At 68.5% G+C, this 25,180-nt stretch carries 12 protein-coding genes and 1 tRNA gene; 5 read left to right on the forward strand and 8 right to left on the reverse strand.

Annotated elements, in window-relative coordinates:
* Positions 1-886 precede the first annotated feature (886 nt).
* From lon to ACW170_RS11050, 3 genes are all read left to right on the forward strand, one after another.
* On the forward strand, positions 887-3,283 hold the full coding sequence (lon, locus tag ACW170_RS11040; protein WP_492086723.1) for an endopeptidase La: 2,397 nt from the start codon (positions 887-889) through the stop codon (positions 3,281-3,283).
* Positions 3,284-3,393: 110 nt separating this feature from the next.
* Positions 3,394-3,669 (forward strand): HU family DNA-binding protein, encoded by a 276-nt coding sequence (locus ACW170_RS11045; RefSeq protein WP_492086724.1) that lies wholly within the window; start codon positions 3,394-3,396, stop codon positions 3,667-3,669.
* A 32-nt stretch (positions 3,670-3,701) separates the two neighbouring features.
* Positions 3,702-3,778, forward strand: a tRNA-Val gene (locus ACW170_RS11050).
* Positions 3,779-3,831: 53 nt separating this feature from the next.
* Here ACW170_RS11050 and ACW170_RS11055 read toward each other — a convergent pair.
* Genes ACW170_RS11055 through ACW170_RS11080 form a run of 6 tightly spaced genes read right to left on the reverse strand, consistent with a single transcriptional unit; the run spans position 3,832 to position 17,013 of the window.
* Entirely contained in the window at positions 3,832-5,766 is a 1,935-nt protein-coding gene (locus tag ACW170_RS11055) for an alpha-L-fucosidase (RefSeq protein ID WP_492086725.1), read from the reverse strand.
* A gap of 13 nt (positions 5,767-5,779) precedes the next feature.
* The gene (locus ACW170_RS11060; RefSeq protein ID WP_492086726.1) at positions 5,780-8,101 is read right to left on the reverse strand and encodes a GH92 family glycosyl hydrolase; all 2,322 of its coding nucleotides are present in this window, start codon (positions 8,099-8,101) and stop codon (positions 5,780-5,782) included.
* Positions 8,098-9,525: a glycoside hydrolase family 125 protein gene (locus ACW170_RS11065; protein WP_492086727.1), complete on the reverse strand. Its 1,428-nt coding sequence runs from the start codon at positions 9,523-9,525 to the stop codon at positions 8,098-8,100. Before ACW170_RS11065 ends, ACW170_RS11060 begins: the two co-directional genes overlap by 4 nt.
* Entirely contained in the window at positions 9,522-12,113 is a 2,592-nt protein-coding gene (locus ACW170_RS11070; RefSeq protein ID WP_492086728.1) for a glycoside hydrolase family 3 C-terminal domain-containing protein, read from the reverse strand. Before ACW170_RS11070 ends, ACW170_RS11065 begins: the two co-directional genes overlap by 4 nt.
* Positions 12,110-14,716, reverse strand: a complete 2,607-nt coding sequence (locus ACW170_RS11075; RefSeq protein ID WP_492086729.1) for a beta-mannosidase — start codon at positions 14,714-14,716, stop codon at positions 12,110-12,112. The genes ACW170_RS11070 and ACW170_RS11075 overlap by 4 nt, the downstream gene beginning before the upstream one ends.
* Positions 14,713-17,013, reverse strand: coding sequence for a beta-N-acetylhexosaminidase (locus tag ACW170_RS11080; protein ID WP_492086730.1), 2,301 nt, complete (start codon positions 17,011-17,013; stop codon positions 14,713-14,715). The genes ACW170_RS11075 and ACW170_RS11080 overlap by 4 nt, the downstream gene beginning before the upstream one ends.
* A gap of 194 nt (positions 17,014-17,207) precedes the next feature.
* On the opposite strand from ACW170_RS11080, the gene ACW170_RS11085 reads away from it, so the two are divergent.
* Entirely contained in the window at positions 17,208-17,945 is a 738-nt protein-coding gene (locus ACW170_RS11085; RefSeq protein WP_492086731.1) for a GntR family transcriptional regulator, read from the forward strand.
* Positions 17,946-17,995: 50 nt separating this feature from the next.
* Positions 17,996-20,893: a beta-galactosidase GalA gene (gene galA / locus ACW170_RS11090; RefSeq protein WP_492086732.1), complete on the forward strand. Its 2,898-nt coding sequence runs from the start codon at positions 17,996-17,998 to the stop codon at positions 20,891-20,893.
* A 48-nt stretch (positions 20,894-20,941) separates the two neighbouring features.
* Here galA and nagE read toward each other — a convergent pair whose 3' ends face one another.
* Positions 20,942-22,645 carry an N-acetylglucosamine-specific PTS transporter subunit IIBC gene (nagE, locus tag ACW170_RS11095; protein WP_492086733.1) on the reverse strand — a complete coding sequence of 568 codons (1,704 nt, stop codon included), beginning with the start codon at positions 22,643-22,645 and terminating at the stop codon, positions 20,942-20,944.
* Entirely contained in the window at positions 22,642-25,158 is a 2,517-nt protein-coding gene (ptsP, locus tag ACW170_RS11100; protein WP_492086734.1) for a phosphoenolpyruvate--protein phosphotransferase, read from the reverse strand. The genes nagE and ptsP overlap by 4 nt, the downstream gene beginning before the upstream one ends.
* Between the last annotated feature and the right edge of the window lie 22 nt (positions 25,159-25,180).

The following is a 25,180-nucleotide window of genomic DNA, read 5'->3' on the forward strand; positions in this document are numbered from 1 at the left end:
GACCTGTCCTCCCCCCGCGCCTTCGCGGGCGGAGAGGTGACTTGCTCCTCAGACCCTCCCCCGCTGCGGGGGAGGTGGGCCGGCGTCCGCGCAGCGGACCAGGCTCGGAGGGGGGAGTGTCGCCTGAAGTAAGACTTCCCCCATCGTCAGGCGTGTCGCTGCGCGCCACGGCCTGACACTTCCCCCGCAAGCGGGGGAAGGTCTTCAGCGCGCACAATGACGCTGGTCCGCTCCTAAAGATTTCAACGCTCTAACAGAATCTCACCCCCCACTTCTAACCACCCCTCAAAACGCGCGCATACTCCTGTCGGTCTCGTCGCTAGGAGGGCTCGTAAGGCCTGCGACCTTGCGGCGGCGGGAGCGTAGGGATCAGGGGCGGGGGTGGGATTCCCTCGCGCCGCATGACGGTGCATCGGTGGGCTCATCCCGCGCAGAAACGTCGGCGGAGGACTCGGGGTTAGGAACCCGGTCGCACTCGGGACGATCCTTCGCAGGGATCGCCGACCTGACGCAGGCCATGGGGAAGAGGCATCACAACTGCCGCTTCAATATCCCCGGCCGGCAGAAACACCCTGCGCGCGGAGCGTCTGTCTTCGTCGAAACGGTAAAAACTATTCTCTCCGGGCGAGGCCCGGCGCTCCGTCCCGCCCTCCGAACTTCGCAGCGAAAGCGCGTCGGCGCCGCCGCTCGCCCGGCGTCACCCGATGCCCTTAAACCACGCAGATGTGGGCGGTTCGGCCGTCACGCTTGAACCGGGGCGCTTTCAAACCACATACTCATCCGAACGCCGTCGGAATCGACGGGCCGTCATGCGCCGGTCGGGCCTCTTGCCCGATCGACTGTGGCGGCGGGCCGGCGATCATCAATGGCCCAGGAGTACGCATCCATGACTGAATCCAAGATCCTGCCCGTCCTGCCGCTGCGCGACATCGTCGTCTTCCCGCACATGGTCGTGCCGCTCTTCGTCGGCCGCGAGAAGTCGGTGAAGGCCCTCGACGAGATCATGAAGGGTGACAAGCAGATCCTTCTGGCCACCCAGAAGAACAGCGTCGACGACGATCCGTCGCCCGACGCCATCTATCCCATCGGCGTGCTGGCCAGCGTGCTGCAGCTGCTGAAACTGCCCGACGGCACCGTCAAGGTCCTGGTCGAGGGCAAGGGCCGCGCGCGCCTGACCCGCTTCACCGATCGTGAGGACTATTTCGAGGCCGAGGCCGTCGAGATCGAGGACGAGCCCGGCGAGGCCTCCCAGGCCGAGGCCATGCTGCGCGCCGTGGTCGAGCAGTTCGAGAACTATGTGAAGCTGAACAAGAAGGTCCCGCCCGAGGCCCTCAGCTCCATCCCCCAGATCACCGACGCCTCCAAGCTGGCGGATTCGGTCGCCGCCCATCTGTCGGTCAAGATCGCCGACAAACAGGGGCTGCTGGAAACCATCGACGTGCCCAAGCGGCTGGAGAAGGTCTATGGCCTGATGGAGGGCGAAATCTCCGTCCTTCAGGTCGAGAAGAAGATCCGCTCGCGCGTGAAGCGCCAGATGGAGAAGACCCAGCGCGAATATTATCTGAACGAGCAGATGAAGGCGATCCAGCGCGAGCTGGGCGAGACCGACGACGCGCGCGACGAGATCATGGATCTGGAGAAGCGCATCCGGAAGACGCGCCTGTCCAAGGAGGCGCGCACCAAGGCCGAGGCCGAGGTCAAGAAGCTGCGCAACATGTCGCCGATGTCGGCCGAATCGACCGTGGTCCGCAACTATCTCGACTGGCTGCTGTCCGTGCCGTGGGGCAAGGCCAAGCAGAAGACGATCGACCTCAACAAGGCGGAGGAGATCCTCGAGGAGGACCACTTCGGCCTGGAGAAGGTCAAGGAACGGATCATCGAATATCTGGCCGTCCAGGCCCGCACCGGCAGCCTGAAGGGGCCGATCCTGTGCCTCGTCGGCCCTCCCGGCGTCGGCAAGACCTCGCTGGCCAAGTCCATCGCCAAGGCGACCGGGCGTGAATATGTCCGCATGTCCCTGGGCGGCGTGCGCGACGAGAGCGAGATCCGCGGTCACCGCCGGACCTATATCGGCTCCATGCCCGGCAAGATCATCCAGTCGATGAAGAAGGCCAAGACCACCAACGCCTTCGTCCTGCTGGACGAGATCGACAAGCTGGGGTCCGACTGGCGCGGCGACCCGTCCTCGGCCCTGCTCGAGGTGCTGGATCCGGCTCAGAACTCGACCTTCGGCGACCACTATCTGGAAGTGGACTACGACCTGTCCCAGGTGATGTTCGTGACGACGGCGAACAGCCTGAACATGCCGCAGCCGCTGATGGACCGGATGGAGATCATCCGGGTCTCGGGCTACACCGAGGACGAGAAGGTTGAGATCGCCAAGCGTCACGTCCTGCCCAAGCAACTGACCGACCATGGTTTGAAGCCGGGCGAGCTTGTCATTCCGGAAGACACCATCCGCGACCTGATCCGCTACTACACCCGTGAAGCCGGCGTGCGCTCGCTGGAACGCGCCCTGGGCGGTCTGGCCCGCAAGGCCGTGCGCGAGATGGCCAAGACCAAGGTCGCCTCGATCACCGTCGATGCGGAAAAGCTGGCCGACTATGCGGGCGTGAAGAAGTTCCGCTACGGCGAGACGGACGAGGAGGATCAGGTCGGCATCGTCACCGGTCTGGCCTGGACCGAGTTCGGCGGCGATATCCTCACGATCGAAGCCATCAAGATGCCGGGCCGCGGCCGCATGACCGTGACCGGCAATCTGAAAGACGTGATGAAGGAGTCGATCTCGGCGGCGGCCTCCTATGTCCGCTCGCGGGCCCTGGACTTCGGCGTCAAGCCGCCGGTGTTCGAGAAGACCGACATCCACGTCCACGTGCCGGACGGCGCCACGCCCAAGGACGGTCCGTCCGCCGGCGTCGCCATGACCGTGGCCATGGTCTCGGTCCTGACGGGGATCCCGATCCGCAAGGACATCGCCATGACCGGCGAGATCACCCTGCGCGGACGGGTCACCGCCATCGGCGGCCTTAAGGAGAAGCTGCTCGCGGCGCTCCGCTCGGGCGTCAAGACCGTGCTGATCCCGCAGGAGAACGAGAAGGACCTGGCCGACGTGCCCGACAATGTGAAGTCGGCGTTGGAGATCGTGCCGATCTCCACGGCGGACGAAGCCCTGAAATGGGCCCTGATCGGTCCGTTGACGCCGGTCGAATGGGACGAGGCCGCCGAGCCTCTGCCTGCGCCTGTTCCGCCGCTTGAAGGGGCGACGGCGACCGTCAGCCACTGAGACCCGACTTAAGTCGAATGCTAAACGCCGCCGACATTCATGTCGGCGGCGTTTTCGCTTTTGACGCGAGCGCCAATCCGCCGTTTACTGACGGTCAAGGGGAGGACGACATGACAAAAGCCGAACTTATCGGCCGCATGGCCGCAGCCGCGAACATCAGCCGTGATCAGGCCAAGACGGCGCTCGAAGCCTTCACCGAGGGCGTGGTGGAGGCCCTGACCCAAGGGCGAGACGTCAAGCTGATCGGCTTCGGCAGTTTCACCCCGATCGATCGCAAGGCCGGCGTGGCCCGCAACCCCCAGACCGGCGAGACCATCGCCCGCGCCGCCTCCCGCACCGCGCGCTTTCGCCCCGGCGAGGGTCTGAAAAGCGCCTTGAACGGCTGACGACCGCAGGGCATAAGCCCGCTTCGGTTCAAGGGCGGCTAGCTCAGCTGGTCAGAGCATCTCGTTTACACCGAGAGGGTCGGCGGTTCGAACCCGTCGCCGCCTACCACCGTCCTGGGAACGGCCGTGCCGACGGTGTTCCGATTGTCCCCGCCTCTTTCCTTAGGGTTTGAAACCGCCGATGCCGGCGATGGCGAGCCGAGCGGCGGGAACGGCGGTCTCGGCAAAGCTGAAGCGCATGTACCGGGCTGTTCTGGGGCCGGCGAAGGCGACCCTCTGGGTGGAGAGGGCGTAGGCGATGTTGGACAGTTCGCCGGTCGCCTCGGGCGTCCAGCGGGTTCCGTCGGTGCTGAGTTCGACGCGGTAGCCGCGCGGAGGCGCAGCGCCCCGGATGGGATGGCGGGCCGGGGTCAGGCTGAAGCCGCCCAGATCCTGGACCGCGCCCAGGTCGAGGGTGACGGTCGCTGGTTGCGACGGCGTCGGCGCAGGCAGGATCCAGGCGGTGGAGACCTCAGTATCGAGCAGGGCCTCGGCGCCCGGAGCGCTCGATTCGACGATCCGCCAGCCGGCGGTGGACAGGACCTTCGGATCGCTGGACGCAACCGGCGGGACGGCGACGGGCGCGACCGAACGGAAGACAGAGAATTCGCTGATGGCGGGGCAGGCCGGCGCCTCCAGCACGCGCAGCCGCAGACGACGGGCCTTGATCGGCTGGTCCAGGCGGATGATGCGCTGGGCCGAGATACACTCATGCTCGGCCAGGACGCGCCATGCGCCCTCCACCTCGGCCTCGACGGCGAAACGGGTGACGCGCACGCCGAGCGGCAGATATTCGCGCAGACGGATCAGGTCGAAGCTCTGTTCAGACGCCAGGTCCAGCGTCAGGCTGGGGGTGACGACGTCGTCGGGCGTGGACCAATAGGTTTCGCGGTCGCCGTCCAGCACCCGGGCGGGCTCATAGCCGTGGCCGCGCACATGGCTGGCCGAGACCGCGGCGCCGTCCGCCAGATTGACGGCGAAACTGGCCCGGATCGCATCGCCGAAGCTCTTCAGGATGCGGACGTCCTGATCCGGGATGCGGCCGCGCCGGTCGGGCGGGATGTTCAGGTTCATATTGGTGCCGCGCCCGACCGAGGTGTCGAAATAGCGGACCAGATTGGCGGGGCTCCGGACCTTGCCGTCCTCGTCGGCGTGGAAGAACCAGCCGGGGCGGATCGAGGTGTTGGTCTCGGCCGGCCACCACAGGGGGGCGCCGCGCACGCCCGAATTGCCCTCGCTCTGGACATAGGGATGGGCGGGCATGGTTGGCCAGCAGGGATCGCCGGCGATCCCGTCCTCGTTGCCCACCCAGCGAATGTCGGCGCCCATGGGATCGAAGGTGCAGGCCATCGGCTGATGGCTGTGGACCAGGGCGACGATCGAGGGCCAGTTGTAATAGGCGGGCGCGTCGATCTGGCGCGTCTCGCGCGCGCCGCCGTAGTAGCCGTCGCCGCCGTTGGCCCCGTCGAACCAGAACTCGAACAGCTCGCCGTAGCGGGTGCACAGCTCGACCACGTGCTTGCGGAAATAGTCGATATAGGCGGGGCGGCCGTATTCGGCGTGGTTGCGATCCCACGGCGACAGATAGATGCCGAAGCCCATGCCCGCGCGGCGACAGGCGGCCGCGACCTCGCCGACGATGTCGCCCTTGCCGTCCTTGTAGGGGCTGTTGCGGATGCAATGCTCGGTCAGCATCGTCGGCCACAGGCAGAAGCCGTCGTGGTGTTTGGCGACCAGGATGACGCCCTTCAGATTGCCGGCCTGGGCGGCGGCGACGATCTGGTCCGCATCGAAATCGGTCGGGTCGAACATCGACGGAGATTCGTCGCCGTAGCCCCATTCCTTGTCCGTGAAGGTGTTCATGGCGAAGTGGACGAAGGCGTATTGTTCACGCTGATGCCACCGCCACTGACGTTCCGAGGGCACGGCGCCCCACGGTGCGGGCGAGGCTGCGGGCGGGGGAGCGAGCGGTCGGTCGGCGGCGAGCGCCGGCAGGGCCGGCAGCGCCGATGCGAGCACGCCCGAGGCGATCAGGGTGCGGCGGGAAATCTCGGTCATTTGAGGCTCCGGATCAGGCAGGCGTGCGGCCGTTGGAGGGGGGGCGGTCGGCCAGGGCGCGGCCAAAGGCGGGGTTCGGCGTGGCGGCCATGGTGAAGTGCAGCGTGCCGCCTTGGGCCAGTTCAGCGTGGGAAATCCAGCTCCTGGTCCAAGGGTGGCCATTCCAGGCGACGGCAGCGACATAGGGTGTGTCCGGCCGGTTGCCTGGCGCATCGATGATCAGGGTGCGCCCCTCGCCGAGGCTGACCTCGGCCCGCTCGAACAGCGGCGACCCGAAGACATAGGCCGCCTCGACCGGATCCACAGGATAGAAGCCCAGGGCGGAGAAGATGAACCATGCGCTCATCTGGCCGCAGTCGTCATTGCCGATGATGCCGTCAGGATCGTTCTTGTACATCTCGGCGCATAGTCGGCGAACCATGGCCTGGGTCTTCCAGGGCGCGCCGACATAGGCATACAGATAGGCGGCATGCTGATCGGGCTCATTGCCATGAGCATACTGGCCGACCAGACCGGAGATGTCGGGCGGAGCATTGTCGGGAAGAGTGGACGGGGCGTTGAACAGGGCGTCGAGCTTGGCCTCATAGCGGGCGTCGCCCCCCATATGGTCGATCATGCCGTACAGGTCGTGCTGGTTCAGGAAGGTGGCCTGCCAGCCGTTCGCCTCGGTATAGTCGCGCCACCACGGCTTGGGCATATGGCCGAGCTGGATCGGATCATAGGGAGTCCACCAGCTGCCGTTCTCGAAGCGTGGGCGAGCGAAGCCGATGTCGCCGTCGATGACGTTGCGCCAGTTGCCCGACCGTTTGGCCAGCCGCTCTGCGTCGTCCGTCTGGCCCGCCGCCAGGGCGAGGCGGGAGGCCGCCCAGTCGTCATAGGCGTATTCCTGGGTGCGGCTGACGCTTTCGAACACCTTGTCGGCCGGCACATAGCCCAGGCGGTCGTAGGGCTCGCGGCCCAGACTGTTGTCCTTGTCCGGGGCGGAGAAATCAAAACTGCGCTTGGCGATGGCGGGCCAGGCGGCGGCGTAGTCGGCGGGTATCCCCTTGGCCAGAGCTTCGGCCAGCACGGGGACGGCGTGCCAGCCGATCATCGTGCCGGTCTCCTTGCCCTGCAGCGGCCAGACAGGCGGCCCGTAAGGCGACTGAACGGTCTGACGGATCAGGTCGTCGACGAACTGTTTCGTTCGAGCCGGCGCGATTAGCGTCAGCAGCGGGTGCAGGGCGCGGTAGGTGTCCCACAGGGAGTAGGTGCTGAACGCGGCCTCGCCGGAGGCCGCAGCGTGCATCTGTCCGTCCAGTCCGACGTAGCGCCTATCGACGTCCGAAAACAGGGTCGGCGCCAGCTGGGCGTGATAGAGGGCGGTCGTCAGGATGACGCGTTGATCCTCCGTGCCGCCCCGCACCTTCACGGTGTCCAGATGCTCATGCCAAAGGTTTGCGGCCTGGCGGCGCACCTGATCGAAGTCCCAAGCCTGGGCCTCGACCGCCAGGTTCGCGCGTGCTCCAGCCGCATCGACGGCGGACAGGCCGCAGCGCACCAGCAGAGGCGCGGAACCGGCGTCGTCAAAATGGAGCACGGCTTTTAACCGCTTGCCCGCCACGCCGTCGCTGCCGGCCGGCTGGGGGGCGTCGTCTTCGCCGTAGAAGTCGATCCGATCCGGCGCGCGTGAGAATTGCATCGCAAAGAAGATGCGTCGGCCCTTGGCCCAACGGAACACGCGTCGCGTTCCCGTCAGCGTCCCGTCGGCCTCCATATTCAGCAAGGCCTCGTCGATCAGCGGTCGGGTGTCGGACGAGTCGAGCACGAGGTGCGACAGGTCCAGCAGAAGATGGCCCTGACCCGCAGGGAAGCGATAGCGGTGCCAGCCGACGCGAGGGGTGGCGGTCAGCTCGGCTTCGACGCCGGACTCCAGCAAGACGCGATAATAGCCGGGCTCGGCCTGTTCGCCGCTGAAGTGCTGACGATAGCCCGATGCGGGATCATTCTCGGCGCCCGGCAGCAATTTGACCGGGCCGACGCGCGGGGTCACCAGGACGTCGAGCATGTCGCCGATACCGGTCCCCGACAGGTGGGTGTGCGAGAAGCCCAGGATGGTCTTGTCATCGCGATGGTAGCCGGAACAGGTCTCCCATCGTTCGACGCCGGTGTCGGGGCTGAGCTGAACCATGCCGAAGGGCAGGGTGGCCCCGGGATAGGTGTGGCCGGTCCCACCGGTGCCGATGAACAGGTTGGCGACAGAACGGGAGGGGCGGTCGCCGGCTGCGGCCGGTAGGGCGGCCAAGGCGAGGCCTGCGCCGGTGGTGGCGAGGAGTTGGCGGCGCGAGGGGGTCATAGCGACTCCGACAACAGCTGGGGGTGGGCGTCGGCGAGGTGGACGATCAGTTCGCCGAACAGGCCGTTGGCCCAGGCGAACCAGGATCGGGTGAAACGGGTCGGATCGTCCTGGTCGAAGGCCTCGTGCATGAAGCCCGTGGCGGCGTCGGTGTCGCGCAACTGGTGCAGACAGGCCCGGATCACGGCGGGATCGTCGGACGACAGGGCGCGGATGATCAGGGACATGGGCCAGACCTGGCCCAGGCCGACATGGGGGCCGCCTATGCCCTCGGCCGCGCGGCCCTTGAAGAACCAGGGATTGTCGGAGCTCCAGGCCGCATCGCGGGTGCGGCGCCACAGCGGGTCGGCGGGGCTGACGCAGTTCAGATAGGCGAGGCTGGACAGGGAGGGGGCGTTGGCGTCGTCCATGAAGACGGCGTTGCCGAAGCCGTCGACCTCATAGGCCCAGACCTCGCGCCCGTCGCGCAGGCGCATGGTTCCCCATTGGCGCAGGGCGGCCTCGACCTCGTCGGCCAGGGCCGTGGCCTGGGCGGCCAGGACGGGATCGGGACGGGCCTCGACCGCCAGGACGGCCAGCTCGCGCAGGGTGGCCACGGCGAACAGGTTGGCGGGGATCAGGAAGGGATAGAGACAGGCGTCGTCCGAGGGCCGGAAGGCCGAATGGATCAGCCCGACCGGCCGGGTCGGATTGCCCTGGCCCCACAGCAGGGTCTCGGTCGGCTGGTTGGCCTTGCGCCGGAAACGATAGGGTCCGGGACCGTCCTTGCGCTGCTGTTCGCGCAGGGTCCGCACGGACGCGGCCGCCGCTGCGGCCCAGGTCGCGTCGAAGGGGCGCTGGTCGCGGGTCTGGCGCCAATAGCCGTAGGCGAGACGGATCGGATAGCAGAGGGAGTCGATCTCCCATTTCCGCTCGGCCACGCCGGGCTTCATCTCCGTCTCGTCGGACAGGGCCCATTCAAGATTCGAGGCGGCCGAAGGGTCTTCCATGAAGGCGTTGGCGTAGGGGTCGATCAGGATCGACCGGGCCTGGCGGGCGATCAGCCCCCGGAAGACGTCGGCCAGGGCGGAGTCACGGTTCGCCAGATGCAGATAGGGCTTCAGCTGCGCCGCCGAGTCCCGCAGCCACAGGCAGGGGATGTCGCCGGTGATGACGAAGGCGTCGGGCGCACCGTCCACCTGGGACATCCGTACGGTGGTGTCGAGGGTGTTCGGATAGCAGTTGGCGAACATCCAGCGCAGTTTCGGATCTGCGATACGGGCCGAGACGCGCTGGATTTCCGCCTCGACGGCGACGTTGGTGAAGCGGCGATCCGACACGGCGGGGCGGCGGCTGATGAAGGGGGCGGCGGGGGGCGCTGCGAGCGCCGGGGCAGCGGCCAAGGCGGCGCCCGTGGCGAGAAGGGCGCGTCGGGTCGGGATCATTTCGGCAACTCCACAGCCTGGCCGGTGACGACGAACTGGGTCCAGACGCCGTCGGCGTCGCCCGGCTGACCGCCGCCCAGCCAAAGACGATAGGCGCCCGGCAGGACGCGGCGCGTACCCGTGCGGTCCACGCTGCTCATGGCGCGCGGGTCGATGGTCAGTCTGACCTCGCGGGTCTGGCCCGGCGCGACGGACACCCGCGCGAATCCGGCCAGCTGACGTTGCAGCACCGGGTCGGTCAGATTGCCCTCGCGTCCGGCGTCGGGCGGCAGGAGATAGGCCTGGACCACCTCCTCGCCCGGGCGCGCGCCGGTGTTGCGGAGCGAGACGGCGACCTCAAGCGGCTGGCCCGCGCCGATCGTCTCGGGGAGGCGGGGCGGCTGATAGGCGAAGCGGGTGTAGCTGAGGCCGTGACCGAAGGACCAGGCGGGCGTGCCCGTGAAGTAGCGGTAGGTCCGCTCCTTCATGCCGTAGTCGGTGAAGGCCGGGAGGTCGGCGCTGGAGGCGTAGATCGTCACCGGCAGACGGCCGGACGGATTGACGTCGCCGCTGAGGACGGAAGCCAGGGCGGTTCCGCCCTCGACGCCGGGGTACCAGAGTTGCAGGACCGCCTCGGGCTTTAGGTCGCCCAGCGACACCGCGCTGCCAGAGGCGATGACCACCACCAGGGGCTTCCCGGTCGCGGCCAGCGCCTTCAGCAGGTCGATCTGGGGCTCGGGCAGGATCACCTCGGAGCGGTCGCCGCCGACGAAGCCGGGGGCCGAGACGCGCAGGGCCTCGCCTTCCAGATCGGGCGACAGGCCGACCACGGCGACCACGACGTCAGACGCCGCCGCTGCGGCCACGGCTTCGGCGCGTTGATCCTCGGCGGGGGCGATCCAGCGCAGCCGGATCCCTTCGTCGCCGCCGTTGTGATCCAGCTCCAGCCGGATGTCCGAGGGGCGGTCGCCGGCGACTTCAACCTCGAGGCCGGAGCCGCCGATGATGCTGTCGATCTGTTTGACCCCATCGACCCAGAGCCGCACCGCGTCATGGGCGGGGCAGGCGTGCCAGCAGGCGGGGCCGTCGATCATCAGGCGATAACGGCCGGGCGCGGGGGGCGTGAACAGGCCGGTCCAGCGCGCCTTGAACGGCGCCGTCTTGGTCAGGTTCAGGTCGATGCGGCGGTCGCGGCCGCTGCGGATCACGCGGCCGTCTGCGTCGCGGACCTCGACCTCCAGGCCGGGCCGGCCGCCGCTGCTCAGCGCCGTTTCGGGGACGACCACCGGGGTGTTCTCGGCCAGAGGACCGCCCTGGGCGTAAGAGATCCGCGCCGCGCCGAAGCGCGCCCGCAGACCTTCCAGCGGCGTGACCGGATCCATGGCCGCGCCGTGGTAGTTGCCCTCGAGAACATTGAGGTCGTCGGCGTTGGCGCCGATGACCGCGATCTTCTGGTTCTTCAGGGGCAGAAGGTCGGTGCGGTTTTCCAGCAGGACGATGGACTTCTCGGCGGCTTCGCGCGCCAGGGCGCGGTGGTAGGCCGTGCCCACGGCGGTCGCCGGGATCGAGTCCCAGGGCGAGCGGCCGTCGATGACGGCGCCCAGGGCGCGACGGGCGGCCAGCGCGCGATCCAGGGCGGCGTCTACCAGGGCTTCATCGACCAGGCCCGCGCGCACGGCGGCGGGCAAGGCGCGATAGGCGCCGCCGCAGTTGATGTCGGTGCCGCCTTTCAGGGCGGCGGCGGCGGCGTGGGCGGCGTCGGGCTGGCTGTGATGGAACAGATAGATGTTGGCCACGGCGTCGCAGTCCGACACCGTCACGCCGGTAAAGCCCCAGTCGCCGCGCAGACGGTCGATCATCAGGGCCGATGAGGCGCAGACCGGCACGCCGTGGATGGCGTTATAGGCGCACATCAGGGACTGGGCCTTGCCGTCCACCACCGAGGCGCGGAAGGCGGGCAGATAGGTGGCCTCGAGGTCATGCGGCGAGACATTGACGGAGAAGCTGTCGCGCCCCGCCTCGGGCCCTGAGTGGACCGCCAGATGTTTGGGCGCAGCGATGACCTTGGGATGGTCCGGGTCCGGGCCCTGTAGCCCCTGGACGAAGGCGACGCCGAGGCGGCCGGTCAGATAGGGGTCTTCGCCATAGGTCTCCTGACCCCGGCCCCAGCGCGGATCGCGGAAGATATTGATGTTGGGGGACCAGATTGTCAGGCCCTCGAACAGGTCGCGGCCGGCGTTGGTCGGACGGGCGTTCCACTTGGCGCGGGCCTCGGTCGAGGTTACGTCCCCGACGCGTTGCACCAGATCGACGTCCCAGGTCGCGGCCAGGCCGATGGCCTGGGGGAAGACCGTGGCCTGGCCGTTGCGGGCCAGGCCGTGCAGGCCCTCGTTCCACCAGTCATAGGCGGGCAGCCCCAGCAGGGGCTCGGCCGGGGCGGCGTTCATCAGCTGGGCCGCCTTGCGCTCCAGGGTCAGGCCTTCGCCTGAAGTCGTCGGAGCGGGGGCGTCCGAGGGGGCGCAGGCGGCGCAGTTGACCGATTGGGCCGCTGCGGGGGCGGCGAAGCCGGCCGCCATCAGCAAGGCCAGAACTGCGGTGCTGTGTCTCATGGTTGGGCCAGGGTGCGAAGGGTGAGGGCCTGACGCAGCGCTTGCGGATTTGCGGCGCTGTCCACCGTCACCGTCACGCTCTCGCCGGGCAGGAGATCGAATCCATTGTCGGACGGGGTCGCCGCGACGACGCCGAAATCGATCATGACCGCGCGCGCCAGATTGGCGGCGGTGACGGTCAGGCGGTCGCCGTCCCAGCGAGTTGAAAGGCCGGGGTCGGGATAGGCCATGTCCTTGGGCTCGGCCCGTTCGATGACGGCGCGGCTGACGCGGCGTCCGTCCAGGCTCAGTTCTGCGACGGCATAAGTGCTCTGGGCCGGGGCGGCGCCGAACAGCTCGGCGTCGTCAATATTGAGGACATCGACGGCGGACAGCGGATTCAGCGTCACAGCGCCGCCGCGCTCGGCCAGAACCTGGCCGTCCATGCTCAGGGTGCGCAGCGTCCAGCGACCGGCCACCGGGGTCGTGGCGTCGGACACCAGGGCGATCCGGGTCAGTTCGGCGCGGCGTTCGGCGACGATGGCCTGGGGCGCGAAGAAGCGGCGGGCGGCGTGGTGCAGCAGCTTGGGCCGGCCGTACCAGTCGATGCTGGACCAGGAGATGGCCGGCCAGGTGTCGTTCAGCTGCCAGTACAGCGAGCCCATGGTCACGGGACGGCAGGCGCGATGGTGCAGGGCCGCCGTGCGGATGGCGTCGGCCTGCATCACCTGGCTGAGATAGACCAGGTCGGCGAAGTCGCGCGGCGTACGGTGGTGCTGGGCCAGATAGAAGAGGATGCGGGCATTGCCTTCACCCGAGAGGAATTTCTGGTGGGCCTTCATCACCGGACTGTCGGCGGTCAGGTCTGTCGTCCCGGCAAAGGCGGCGATGGTGGCCAGGCCCGGCATGGCCTGGAAGCCGTATTCCGACATGAAACGCGGGCAGCCGTCGGTATAGCGTTCGATCGGCTTCGAGCCCGACCAGACGTCCCAGAAGTGACGGTCGCCGTCCCGGTCGGTGTCGGTGGGGGTCTCGTAGTCGGTCGAGGGCGAACCCGGCCAATAGGGCACGTCGGCGTCGCCGCGCGTCACCGCCTCACGCAGGACCCGGTCGAACAGAACCGCCATATGGGTTCCGATCCGTTCCTGCTCGTCCGGCCCGACCGCCCGTTTGAAGGCCTTGCGGTCGGACCAGTTCTCCCAGCCGGACAGGACCTCGTTGTTGCCGGCCCAGATCACCAGCGACGGGTGGGCCTGCAGCCGTTCGACCTGTTCCGTCGCCTCGACCGCCACATTGTCGCGGAAGTCGGCGCCGGGGGGCGTGACGGCGCCGCCGAACATGAAGTCCTGCCAGACCATCAGACCCAGCTCGTCGGCGACCTCGTAGAAGGCCTCGTCGGGATAATAGCCGCCGCCCCAGACGCGGATCATGTTCATATTGGCGTCGGCGGCCATACGCAGCACGTGCGCCTGATCCTGGCGGCTGACCCGGGCGGGGAAGTTGTCGAACGGGATCAGATTGGCGCCCTTCATGAAGATGGGCACGCCGTTGATCTTGAGCCCGAAACCGCCGTCGTCGCGCATCAGTTCGACGGTGCGAAGCCCTGTGCGTTTCGAGGCGGTGTCGCTGTCGCGGCCGTCTTCGACCAGGGTTGCGGAGACAGTGTAGAGTGGTTGGTCGCCATAGCCGATCGGCTGCCAGCGACGCGGGGCCGGGATGGTCACCGGGACAGAAAGCCGGTTGGCGCCGGGGGCGAGGCCGGCGGGGCGGGTCTGGGTCTGGGTCCGGCCGTCGGGGCCGGTCAGATCGACGCGAACCAGCACCGCAGTCGCGGTGTCCGCCGTGATGTCGAGGCGGGCGTTGATCCGAGCCTCGGCGTCGGTCACGGCCTCCTGGTCGATGGTCAGGGTGTCGATCCGGGCGTCGTCCCAGGCGTCGAGCGACACCGGCCGCCACAGGCCGATGTTGACGATCCGGGGACCCCAGTCCCAGCCGTAATGATATTTGGGCTTGCGGATATAGGGGGAGGTCTGGCGCCCCTTGGGTTCGTCGCCGAAGGCGCTGTCGTACTCGCCGGGCAGGGGATGGGCCTCGGCCAAGACCATGGGCTGAAGCGTGTCGATCGGCGAGGCGAAGGTCACGGTGATCGTATTGGCCCCCAGCTTCAGCAGGGGTTTCGCATCGGCGCGCCAGCGCCGATGGGCGTTGTTCGCCGACAGTAGGACCGTGCCATTGACTCGCACCGTGGCGAAGGTGTCGAGCCCGTCGAACACCAGATCGAGATGGCCGCGCGCCATCATCTCGGGCGTGACCTCAAGCGTGCGTCGGTATTCCCAATCGGTCAGTCCGGCCCACTGGATGTCCGCCTCGTTCCTGCCGACGAAGGGGTCGGTGACGAGACCAGCGGCGATCAGGTCCTGCTGCACGCTGCCGGGCGTCCGGGCCGGCAGCCAGCGGGCGGCGCGTGGGTGGGCGCGAACGGCCTCGACGTCGGCCGGATCGATCCGGAACGACCAGCCGCTGTCGAGCGGAGTGGTCTGGCGTTCGCCGGCGAAGGTGGGGGCCGTAATGGCCCAGGACAGGGCTATGCCCAGGGCGAGTACGCTGACGCGATGCGATCTCACTGTGCCGCCTCCAGGGTGACGCCGCCGACGGCGTAGAAATAGTCGCCGATGGGAGAGGTGAAGGTCATGCACAGGTCGCTGTCGGTCAGACCGGCGGGCAGGGCGCCGGCGAAACGCATCTGCACCGGCGCGGCGGCGGGGTCGGGCAGGGGGAAGGTTCCGACCGGGGTTCCTTCGCATCCGCCAGCGCGGACGATCAGTTCGCCGAACTGGGTTGCGGCGAAATAGTGTTTCATCCGCTTGAAATCATTGGCGATGCCGAAGTTGTAGGGCAGGCGCGACACGTCGATGTCAAAGCCCTTGGCGACCGAGAGCGGCGCGTTCCGCCAGTTCATGCAGTCGTCGAAGATGTTGGCGTTATAGGCCGGGGCCACCGCGCCGGAATCCGGATCCAGCGGCAGGCGCAGCTCGATCCCGCCCATACAGGCGGACAGGGCGTTGACGTCGGCGGTGAGCAGGGCTGCGGGGCGGGTCTCATAGGTGCGGGGCGCGGCCAGGGCCTGGTCCCCGGCGCCGAAGGAGGTCGCGCGGATGGTCACGCCCAGGGGCGTGGTCAGGGGTTGGGCGTAGGCCGCCGAGGTCGGCGAGGGTTCGGAGCCGTCCAGGGTGTAGCGGATCACGCCCTGTCCGGTCTGGCTGGCTAGGGCGACGGTCGCCTGGCCGGTGCGGACGGCGTCGGAGCGGGCGACCTGGAGCGTGTAGCCGACGGCGAAGGCGCTGTCGGCGGCGGGCACGCCGGCCCGTTTCCAGCGGGCCATCTGGGGCTCCAGCCGGTGGAGGAAGCCGGGGAAGTCGCGGGTCTGCGAGCCGGACCAGATATTGTCGGCGAAGGCGGCCAAGCGCGGGAAGGTGGCGTGCCACACCAGGGCCGGGGTCGAGAGATATTCCGACCAGGCGTTCATCTGGGCGCCCAGCACATGGTGGCGGTCGGCGGGCGCTATGGCCTGGGGCATGGGGTCGTAGCCATAGACCCGTTCCAGGGTCATGGCCGGATTGGCCGGCCGCATCGGCGGCTCGCCCGGCAGCCAGGACTGGATATTGTCGAGATACAGGATGGGCGCGGGCGACAGGACGACGTCATGCCCCTCGGCCGAGGCTTCGATCGCGCCCTTCTCGCCCTGCCAGGACATGACGGCGGCGGACTGCGGCAGGCCGCCGCCCTCGAGGATTTCGTCCCAGCCGATAAGCACCCGGTCATGGGCCCGCAGATAGGCGTCGAACTCGCGGATCAGCGCGGACTGAAGGCCGTTTTCGGTCGCGATCCCTTGTTCGCGCATCAGGGCCTGGACGCGGGGCGAGCGTTTCCACTGGTCCTTGATCGCTTCGTCGCCGCCCAGATGGATGTACTGGCCGGGGAAGATGTCCATGATCTCGTCCAGCACCGCCTTGACGAAGGCGATCCCTTCCGGACCGGGGTCGAGCAGATAGGGATTGACGCCCCAGTCGCCCGAGACGGGCGGACGGTCGCCGAAGACGCCCAGCTCGGGATAGGAGGCGACGATGGCCTGGGCGTGGCCCGGCAGGTCGATTTCGGGGACGATGGTGACGCCCCGCGCGGCGGCATAGGCGACCAGATCGCGCATCTCGTCCTGAGTATAGAAGCCGCCATAGCGTTTGGGCGGTTCGTTTCCGGCCGACGGCGTGGTGCGCCAGGCGCCGATCCGCGTCAGCTCGGGGTAGCGCTTGATCTCGATGCGCCAGCCCTGGTCGTCGGACAGGTGCAGATGGAGGACGTTCAGCTTCAGCGCCGCCATCTGGTCGATGGAGGTCTTCAGCGCCGAGACCGGTTGGTAGTGGCGCGCCACGTCGGCCATATAGCCGCGCCAGGGGTAGGCCGGACGATCCTCAATGATCATGGCCGGGACGGCGACGGGCTGGCCGAAGGCGGTGTCGGGCGACAGCAGTTGAGCCAGGGTCATGGCGCCGTACAGCAGGCCTGAATCCGTCGAAGCGGTGATCCGCACTCCGGTGTCCGACACCTCGAGCCGATAGGCGCCCTCGCCGACGACGCTCGCGTCGCGGTCAAGACGCACGGCGCCGTTGGTCGCTGTGCGCAGCTCAAGCCCCCGCGTCGTTCGAACCTGATTGATCAGCAGTCGCGCCACGGCGGCCGCGCCCGCGCCCGAACCGACGACGCCGGCGCCGTTCGTGATGGAAAAACCGCCCGCCGTCCGCGTGACCGACGCCGGCATGGGAATTAGCGGCAGGGGGGAGGCGGTCTCGGCAGTGGCCGAGGCTGATGATGCGTGAAGAAGGGCCCCCGCCCAAACCGCCGCGATCATGGCTTTCTGCATCATCCCACCCTCTTTGGTCCGATTTTGGTACTGTCGCACGATGGCGCCCTCTCGACGGGGCGTCCAGCCCTATCCGGTGTGACGAATCGTCGTTTTCCAGCCGCTATGCCGCTTAATGGTATTGTGAATTCCCTATTCTCCATGCGAGGACGAACATGGATCGGTTCTGAACCGGCGGCAGGAAGATCGAGAGGGGCATGTCTTTTTCGCAACGGATCGGCGCGCTGTCGCCGAGCAATGTGGCGCCACTTTACATCCAATTGCGCCAGCTGATTCGGGACGCCATCGCCGCCGGAACCCTGGCGGAGGGCGACGCCTTGCCGGCGGAGCGGGATCTGGCGACCGAATATGACGTGTCGCGCATCACGGTGCGCCGCGCGATCGGCGATCTGGTGGAAGACGGGCTGCTGAGCCGTCGTCGTGGCGCGGGCACCTTTGTCGCCGGCCGGGTCGAAAAGAATTTCTCAAAACTGTCCTCCTTCTCGGAAGACATGGTGGCGCGGGGCCGGGTGCCGAGCAGCCGCTGGGTGGCGCGCGCCTCGGGCACGGTGACGCCGGAAGAGGCCATTGCGTTCGGCGTGTCGCCCGGCGTTCCGGTCCATCGGTTCCAGCGCATCCGGTTCGCGGACGAGACGCCGATGGCGCTGGAGTTCTCGACCATCCTAGGCACGGCCCTGCCGTCGCTGGAGGCCGTGGAGGATTCGCTTTACGCCGCGCTGGAAGCCAACGGGATGCGCCCTGTCCGCGCCCTTCAGCGCCTGAGGGCCGTACCGTTCGGCGGCGAGCATTCGAAGATGCTGGGCGTGTCATTGGGCAGCCCTGGGCTGTTGATCGAACGACGGGCCTTCCTGAGGGACGGGCGGACCGTCGAGCTGACGCGGTCCTATTATCGCGGCGACGCCTATGACTTCGTCGCCGAGCTTTCGGACATCTGAACTCTATTCGCCGGCGCGTTGCGGCGGCCCAGTATTTGCGTGGAGCCGCCATGATCGTCGACCGCCGCAACCTGTTGATCGGCAGCGCGAGCACAGCGGGATTGATGATCCCCGGCGTCGCATCAGCGGACGCCGGCCGAGAGGCCGCGCGCGCAACCGGCGCCGGCGCCCTGCCGATGCCCGCGCCCCTGAATACCTTGCCCGAGCCTCTGCCGGTCGAGGATCCGTCCCGCATCAGTCTGGATCTGGGGTGGCTGTTTCATGAAGGCGACATTGTCCCCCCGCCGCCGGCCGACCATCACAACACCTATTTGAACGCCAAGGCCGGCAATGCGCGGGGCGCGGCGGCCATGGATTATGACGACAGCGACTGGAGCCGTGTGCGCCTGCCGCACGACTGGGCGGCGTCCCAGCCCTTCGTCGAGACCGCCAACATCTCCCAGGGCTTTCGGCCGCGCGGGATCGGCTGGTATCGGCGGACGATCCGGCTGGACCCGGCCGACCGCGGCAAGACCATACTGCTGCAGTTCGGCGCCATCGCCACTCACGCCACCATCTGGGCCAACGGCAGCACCGTGGCGCACAACTGGTCCGGCTATAACAGCGTCGAGGTGGATCTGACGCCGTTCGCCCGGTTCGGCGACGAGCTGAATGTGATCGCCATCCGCGTCGATGCGGAAGCCATGGAGGGCTGGTGGTACGAGGGCGCGGGCCTGTATCGCCATGCCTGGCTGACGGTGCGCGCGCCGGTCGCCCTGATCACCGACGGGGTCCACTGCGATCCGCGTCAGGACGCGGACGGCGGCTGGCGCGTGCCGGTCGAGGCGACCCTGTTCAACGTGGGACGTGACCCGGCCCAGGTCGAGGTCCAGGCCAGCCTGCTGGACCCGCACGGCCGAACTCTGGCGACGCGGCGCGCGCCGCTGGCGGTTCCCGCGCTGGAACGGGCGGTGGCGTCGGTGTCGATTCCCGTCGCCGATCCCGCGCTTTGGTCCGTTGACCAGCCGACGCTCTACACGGTCCTGGCCCAGGTGCTGGTCGATGGGCGCGTGGTGGATGAGCGGCGTATCGCGGTCGGTTTCCGCACCCTGAGATTCGATGCGGACCAGGGCTTCTTCCTCAACGGCCAGCCGCTGAAGCTCAAAGGCGTCTGTATCCACCAGGATCATGCGGGCGTCGGGGTGGCTCTGCCGGACGCCCTGGTGCGCTGGCGGTTGGAGCGGCTGAAGGCGATGGGCTGCAACGCCATTCGCAGCGCCCACAACGCGCCGGCGGTCGAGTTCCTGGACCTGTGCGACCGGATGGGCTTCCTGGTCATGAACGAGAACCGGGTGTTCAACCCGGCGCCCGACTATATGGCGCAGCTGGAGTGGCTGGTCCGGCGCGACCGCAACCACCCCAGCGTGATCCTGTGGTCGGTGTTCAACGAGGAGCCGATGCAGGGCTCGGAAGCCGGGGTCGAGATGGTTCGCCGTATGGCCCACGCCGTAAAGGCGCTGGACGATGCGAGGCCCGTGACGGCGGCGATGAACGGGGCCTTCTTCGAGCCGGTCAATGTGTCGAGCGTCGTCGATGTGACCGGCTTCAACTACTACCAAGGCGACTATGATCGCTTTCACGCGCTTCATCCGACCCGGCCGATCACCAGTTCGGAGGACACCAGCGCCTTTGAGACACGGGGCACCTTCGCCAGCGATCCGCGTGCCAATGTGGTCACCTCGTATGACACCGAGGCGGCGAGCTGGGGCGATACGCATCGCAAGACCTGGAAGGCGATCATGGATCGGCCCTTCGTCGCCGGTGGCTTCGTCTGGACCGGGTTCGACTATCACGGCGAGCCGACGCCGCACGCCTGGCCTACCATCGCCAGCTTCTTCGGCATCATGGACCTGTGCGGCTTCCCCAAGACGGCCTTCGATATTCACCGGGCGCACTGGGTCGATGATCAGGACGTGGTGTCGATCACGCCGCACTGGACTTGGCCGGGGCGCGAGGGACAGCCGGTTCCGGTGTTGGTCATGTCGAACGCTGAGGAAGTCGAACTGAGACTTAACGGACGCTCGCTGGGTGTCGTGGCCTGCGACCGGATCATGGGGGCGGAATGGACTGTGCCCTATGAGCCGGCTCGGATAGAGGCCATCGCCCGGCGGGCCGGACGGGTCGTCGCCACGGCGGCGCACGAGACCACGGGCGCGCCGGTTCGTCTGCGGCTGACGCCGGCGCGGACGGTGATGGCGGGCGATGGAGAGGATGTTCAGCCGATCACGGTTGATGCGGTGGACGCCGCTGGACGCCATGTGCCGATCGCCAACCTGCCCGTGACTTTTGATGTGGCGGGGGCGGAGATCATCGGCCTGGGCAATGGCGATCCTAACAGCCACGAGCCGGAAAAAGGCGCGGCGCGGTCGTTGTTCAACGGTCTGGCGCAGGTGATCGTTCAGGCGGCGGCGGGGAAGGGACGGATCGTCGTGACGGCGTCGGCGCCCGGACTGCGGCCCGCGCGGCTGGCGGTCGAACGGCTGGATCGGGCGGCGCCCCGGTACGCGCCCGTTCTGGTCCCGGCGCAGCCGATCCTGGGGTGGCGGCGGTCGCCGGCCCTGGCGCAGCGACCCGACCCGAGCCTGGCGCCGACCGACGGCGACAACAACAGCTGGGCCTTCGTCCGCAGCGGCGTGACGACCGGCGCGGAGCCGACGCGGAACTGGCGGGTCTATCGCACGGCGATGAAGCCCTGGCGCGCCGTCGCCCAAGAGGGCGGGGTGTTGCAGTTTGAAGGTCTGTCTGGCGCGGTCTCGCTGTGGATCGACGGCCAGGCGACGCCCCTGAGGGACGGTGTCGCCGCGTTCGGTCCCGGCGCCGGCGAACGCCGTGTCACGCTGATCATTGAGGCGGCGCCGGGCGAAGCGTCGGGCGTGACCGGGCCGGTCAAGCTGAAGGCCCTTCGCTGAAGATCGACCAGACGGCGGCCCTTGCGGTCGCCGTCTGGCTTGCTGCGATCAGCCCAGCAGGTGCACGACGGCGGGCGAGGGGCGGCAGGCGCCGCGGGGGCCCGCTGTCGCCAGAGCCTGGTCGTCGATCAGGGCCGGTTCAGCCACGACCACGCGGACGCGTCCGTGATGTCGGGTGCTGGACAGGATATTGTCCATGCCGCCCAGAGCCTTCACCAGAGCTGCGGACAGGGTGGGCGCGTCCTGAGCGCTATCGGAAGGCGCGGCCGAGACGGACGGAACGGCGACCTGATTCGGCGCCGCAGTGACTGGACGGGCCAGGGCGTCGCGGATTTCGACGGCGACGATGTCCGCCACGGGGCCCAGCACGACCTGGAGCGCATGGTCCGACGGGCGCACGATCCCGAGTGCGCCCAGGGTCTTCAGGGCCGCCGCATCGACGGCGTCCTGACGCGCCACGATCAGGCGCAGGCGGGTGGCGCAGGCGTCGACCTTGGTGATGTTCACCGCGCCGCCCAGGGCGGAGATGAAGGCCGTGCCGCGATCGGTCAGGGCTGCGTTCTGGGTCGGGGCGGTCGGCTCGTCCTTTTCGCGTCCCGGCGTCGGCAGGTCGAAACGCTCGATGACCAGGCGGAACAGGCCGTAATAGACGGCGAAATAGACCAGTCCGACGGGGATGAGCAGCAGGGGCCGCGTCGCCTTGCCGAAGCTGAGCACATAGTCGAACAGGCCGGCCGAGAAGCCGAAGCCCAGCTTCACGTTCAGCAGGTCCATCACCGCCATGGACACGCCGGTCAGCACCGCGTGGATGACGTAGAGGGCCGGCGCCAGGAACATGAAGGTGAACTCGATCGGCTCGGTCACCCCTGTCAGCGCCGAAGTCAGGGCCAGGCTGAACAGCAGCCCGGCGACCGCGCGACGCCGTTCGGGGCGGGCGGCGTGATACATGGCGAGACAGGCGGCGGGCAGGCCGAACATCATCACCGGGAAGAAGCCGGTCATATAGCCGCCGGCGGTGGGGTCGCCCGCGAAGAAGCGCCGCAGATCGCCGCTGACGCCCTGATAATCGCCCTGAACGAAGAAGAAGAAATTGTTCAGGACGTGGTGCAGGCCGGTGACGAGGAACAGTCGGTTGAACATCCCGTACAGGAACAGGCCGACGCTGCCGCTCTGGGAGATGGAGTCGCTCATCGTCGCGATGGCGGCGCTGATCCCGGCGTTGCCGAGGCCGACGGCGGCCGCAAGCACAAGACCCGCGACGCCCGCCGCGATCGGCACGAACCGGCGGCCGCCGAAGAAGGCTAGGTAGGAGGGCAGTTTCAAGCCCGAGAAGCGGTTGTAGAAGACGCCGCCGACCAGGCCCGACAGGATGCCGATGGGCACGTCCAGCTTGGCCATGGCCTTGGCCTTCCAGGCGACGACGGCGAGATCTGCGCCCGGTCCTGTGAGGCCGGCGGCGGCCTCGGGCGGCACGGCCAGCAGGGCCTTTCCGGCCTCGGTCGCGACCAGGAAACAGACCACGCCGCCGAGGCAGGCCGCGCCGTCGCCGTCCCGCGCGAACCCGGTCGCCACCCCAATGGCGAACAGCAGGCCCAGGTGGGCGAAGATGGCGTCGCCGGCGGCGGCGAGGAAGGGAATGTCGAGCAGGTCGGCCTGGCCCAGGCGCAGCATCAGCCCCGCGACAGGCAGGACGGCGATGGGCAGCATAAGGGCGCGGCCCAGGGGTTGGAGGGCCTCGAGCAGCGACTTCATGCGGCGAACTTCCGTGCGAGCGCCCGAACCTCGGCGGCGGAGGCGCAATTGAGGGCGGCGGCGGCGTGGCCGCGGCACGCCGCAGAGTCGAGGCTGGAGACCAGGGCCTTGATCGCGGTGACGCGTGCGGGGGCGGCCGACAGCTCGGTCACGCCCAGGCCGATCAGGATGGGAACGGCCAGACTGTCGCTGGCCAGGCCCCCGCACACCCCGACCGGCGTCTGGCGGCGGGCGGCGCCGCGGCAGGTTTCGGCGATCAGGCGCAGGACGGCGGGATGCAGGCCGTCGACGCCCGCCGCGACCGACGGATTGCCGCGATCCATCGCCAGGGCGTACTGGGTCAGGTCATTGGTGCCGATGGAGAGGAAGTCCGCCTCCTCCGCCAGCAGATCTGCGGTGACGGCCGCCGCCGGTGTTTCCACCATGACGCCCAGGGAGACCGGGGAGGTGATGGAGAGCTCGGCTTTCAGCCGATCCAGCACGGCGCGCACCTGGCGCAGTTCGTCGAGGCTGGCGATCATCGGCGCCATGATGTGGAGCGCGCCGGTCGAGGTTACGGCCAGGATGGCCCGAAGTTGGGCCTCGAGAACCTCGGGATGGGCCAGGCCGACGCGGATGCCGCGCAGACCCAGGGCCGGGTTTTCCTCGGCCGCGATCGGCAGATAGGGGGCGGGCTTGTCGCCGCCGATATCCAGCAGCCGGATGATGAGCGGGCGCGGCGACAGGGCGTCGGCGATGGCCTGATAGGTCGCCGTCTGTTCCGAGGCCGTCGGCTGAACGTCCCGTTCGAGAAACAGGAATTCGGTGCGCAGCAGGCCGCAGCCTTCCGCCCCGGCCTCGACCGCCGCGCGGGCGTCGTCCACCGAGCCGCAATTGGCGTATGCTTCGATCCGCACGCCGTCGCGGGTGCGGCAGGGGATGTCGCGGGCGTCGCGAGCGGCGGCGATCCGTTGTCGCTCCGCTTCGATCTGCGCGCGCGCCTGGGTCAGGCGGGCGTCATCGGGCGCCGGCTCGACCACGCCCTCGTCCCCGTTGACGATCAGGCAGACGCCGTCGGTCACGCTGTCCAGCACCGGCCCCAGGGCCACGACCATGGGCAGACCCGCTGTCGCGGCCAGGATGGCGGCATGGGAGGTCGGGCCGCCGCCTTCGACGCACAAGGCCACCGCGCCGCGACGCGCCAGATCGACGACGTCCGACGGCAGGAGATCGCGGGCCACCACAACGGCGTCGGGGGGCAGGGGCGCGCCGGCGGTCTCGGCTGTGCCAGTCAACTGTTGAAGGACGCGCCGTTCAAGATCGAGCAGATCGTCCGCGCGTTCCGCCATTCGGGCGTCGCCGCCGGCGCGAAGGGCGGCCGCCTGTTCGCGGATCGCCGCGCGCCATCCGGCGCAGGCGCTGCCGCCGGCCTTGATGACAGATGCGGCCGCTTCGACCAGCGACGGGTCGGTGAGCATGGATGCGTGTGCGGTCAGGATCGCCTGTTCGTCGGAGCTCGCCCCGATCTTGGCCTGCGCAAGGCGGACGCCGACCGCGTCGAGCGCCGCGTCCAGGGCGGCGTGTTCCGCCGCAGGGTCCGTAGCCGTCTCTGCGAAGACGATTTCCGCCACCTGCAGTCGATGGGCGACGCCGATGACCCGCCCCGGCGCTGCCGAGACCCCGACAAGCCGCCCGTCGTCCGGGATGGCGCGGGGCGGAACAGGGGCGATGACGGATGGGGCCGGATGGAGCGGCTCGCCGCGTTCGCCCATGCCGTCCTCGATCAGGCCGGCGACGAGGGCCACCGCCCGTTCGGCGTCAGGACCGGTGGCGGAGACAACAATGGTGTCGCCATGGCGAACGCCCAGCGCCATCACGGCGATGGGGCTGGTCAAGGCGGCCCGGCGCTCGCCGTGAACCAGTGCGACTTCCGCCTCCAGATCCACCGTCGCCTCGCGCAGGCGCGCGGCGGGTCGGGCATGGATGCCGTGCATCATGGCGACATGGACGCTGAGTTGCGCCCGGTCCGGCGGCGTCAACGGATCTGGCGAAGTCGCGGCGGTCTCGGTCGAAGCTTGTTCCGACAGGGTCAGGATCGGCGCGCCCGCTGCGACCGAACCCTCGCCCGCACGCGACGAGATCGAAAACCGCTCGGCGCTGGTGATGATCACCGGCGTCACCGCCGCGCTGGCGTTCTGGACGATGTCATCGAGATCCAGCGTGATCAGAAGATCGTTGCGAACGACCCGGTCGCCGACCGCGACGCTGGCGCTGAAGGCGCGACCGCCCAGCGCGACCGTATCTACGCCGACATGGATCAGCACCTCGACGCCCTCGTCCGTCAGAATGGCGATGGCGTGTCCCGCCGACTGCAGGCTGGTCACCACGCCGTCGCAGGGCGCCACAACACGATCGCCGGTGGGATCGATGGCGACGCCGTCACCCAGGACGCCGCTGGCGAACACGGGGTCGGGAACGGCAGTCATCGGGGTCAACCAACCCTGGATCGGCGCCGTGATGATGATGTTCGCCATACTGTCTTCCCCCGAAAATCAA

Source organism: Brevundimonas sp. FV2ps16, from assembly GCF_058681075.1.

Excerpts from the sequence above, each read along its gene's own strand:
- lon (WP_492086723.1), top strand. The coding sequence starts at position 887 with ATGACTGAATCCAAGATCCTGCCCGTCCTGCCGCTGCGCGACATCGTC.
- ACW170_RS11045 (WP_492086724.1), top strand. The coding sequence starts at position 3,394 with ATGACAAAAGCCGAACTTATCGGCCGCATGGCCGCAGCCGCGAACATC.
- ACW170_RS11055 (WP_492086725.1), bottom strand. The coding sequence starts at position 5,766 with ATGACCGAGATTTCCCGCCGCACCCTGATCGCCTCGGGCGTGCTCGCA.
- ACW170_RS11060 (WP_492086726.1), bottom strand. The coding sequence starts at position 8,101 with ATGACCCCCTCGCGCCGCCAACTCCTCGCCACCACCGGCGCAGGCCTC.
- ACW170_RS11065 (WP_492086727.1), bottom strand. The coding sequence starts at position 9,525 with ATGATCCCGACCCGACGCGCCCTTCTCGCCACGGGCGCCGCCTTGGCC.
- ACW170_RS11070 (WP_492086728.1), bottom strand. The coding sequence starts at position 12,113 with ATGAGACACAGCACCGCAGTTCTGGCCTTGCTGATGGCGGCCGGCTTC.
- ACW170_RS11080 (WP_492086730.1), bottom strand. The coding sequence starts at position 17,013 with ATGATGCAGAAAGCCATGATCGCGGCGGTTTGGGCGGGGGCCCTTCTT.
- ACW170_RS11085 (WP_492086731.1), top strand. The coding sequence starts at position 17,208 with ATGTCTTTTTCGCAACGGATCGGCGCGCTGTCGCCGAGCAATGTGGCG.
- galA (WP_492086732.1), top strand. The coding sequence starts at position 17,996 with ATGATCGTCGACCGCCGCAACCTGTTGATCGGCAGCGCGAGCACAGCG.
- nagE (WP_492086733.1), bottom strand. The coding sequence starts at position 22,645 with ATGAAGTCGCTGCTCGAGGCCCTCCAACCCCTGGGCCGCGCCCTTATG.
- ptsP (WP_492086734.1), bottom strand. The coding sequence starts at position 25,158 with ATGGCGAACATCATCATCACGGCGCCGATCCAGGGTTGGTTGACCCCG.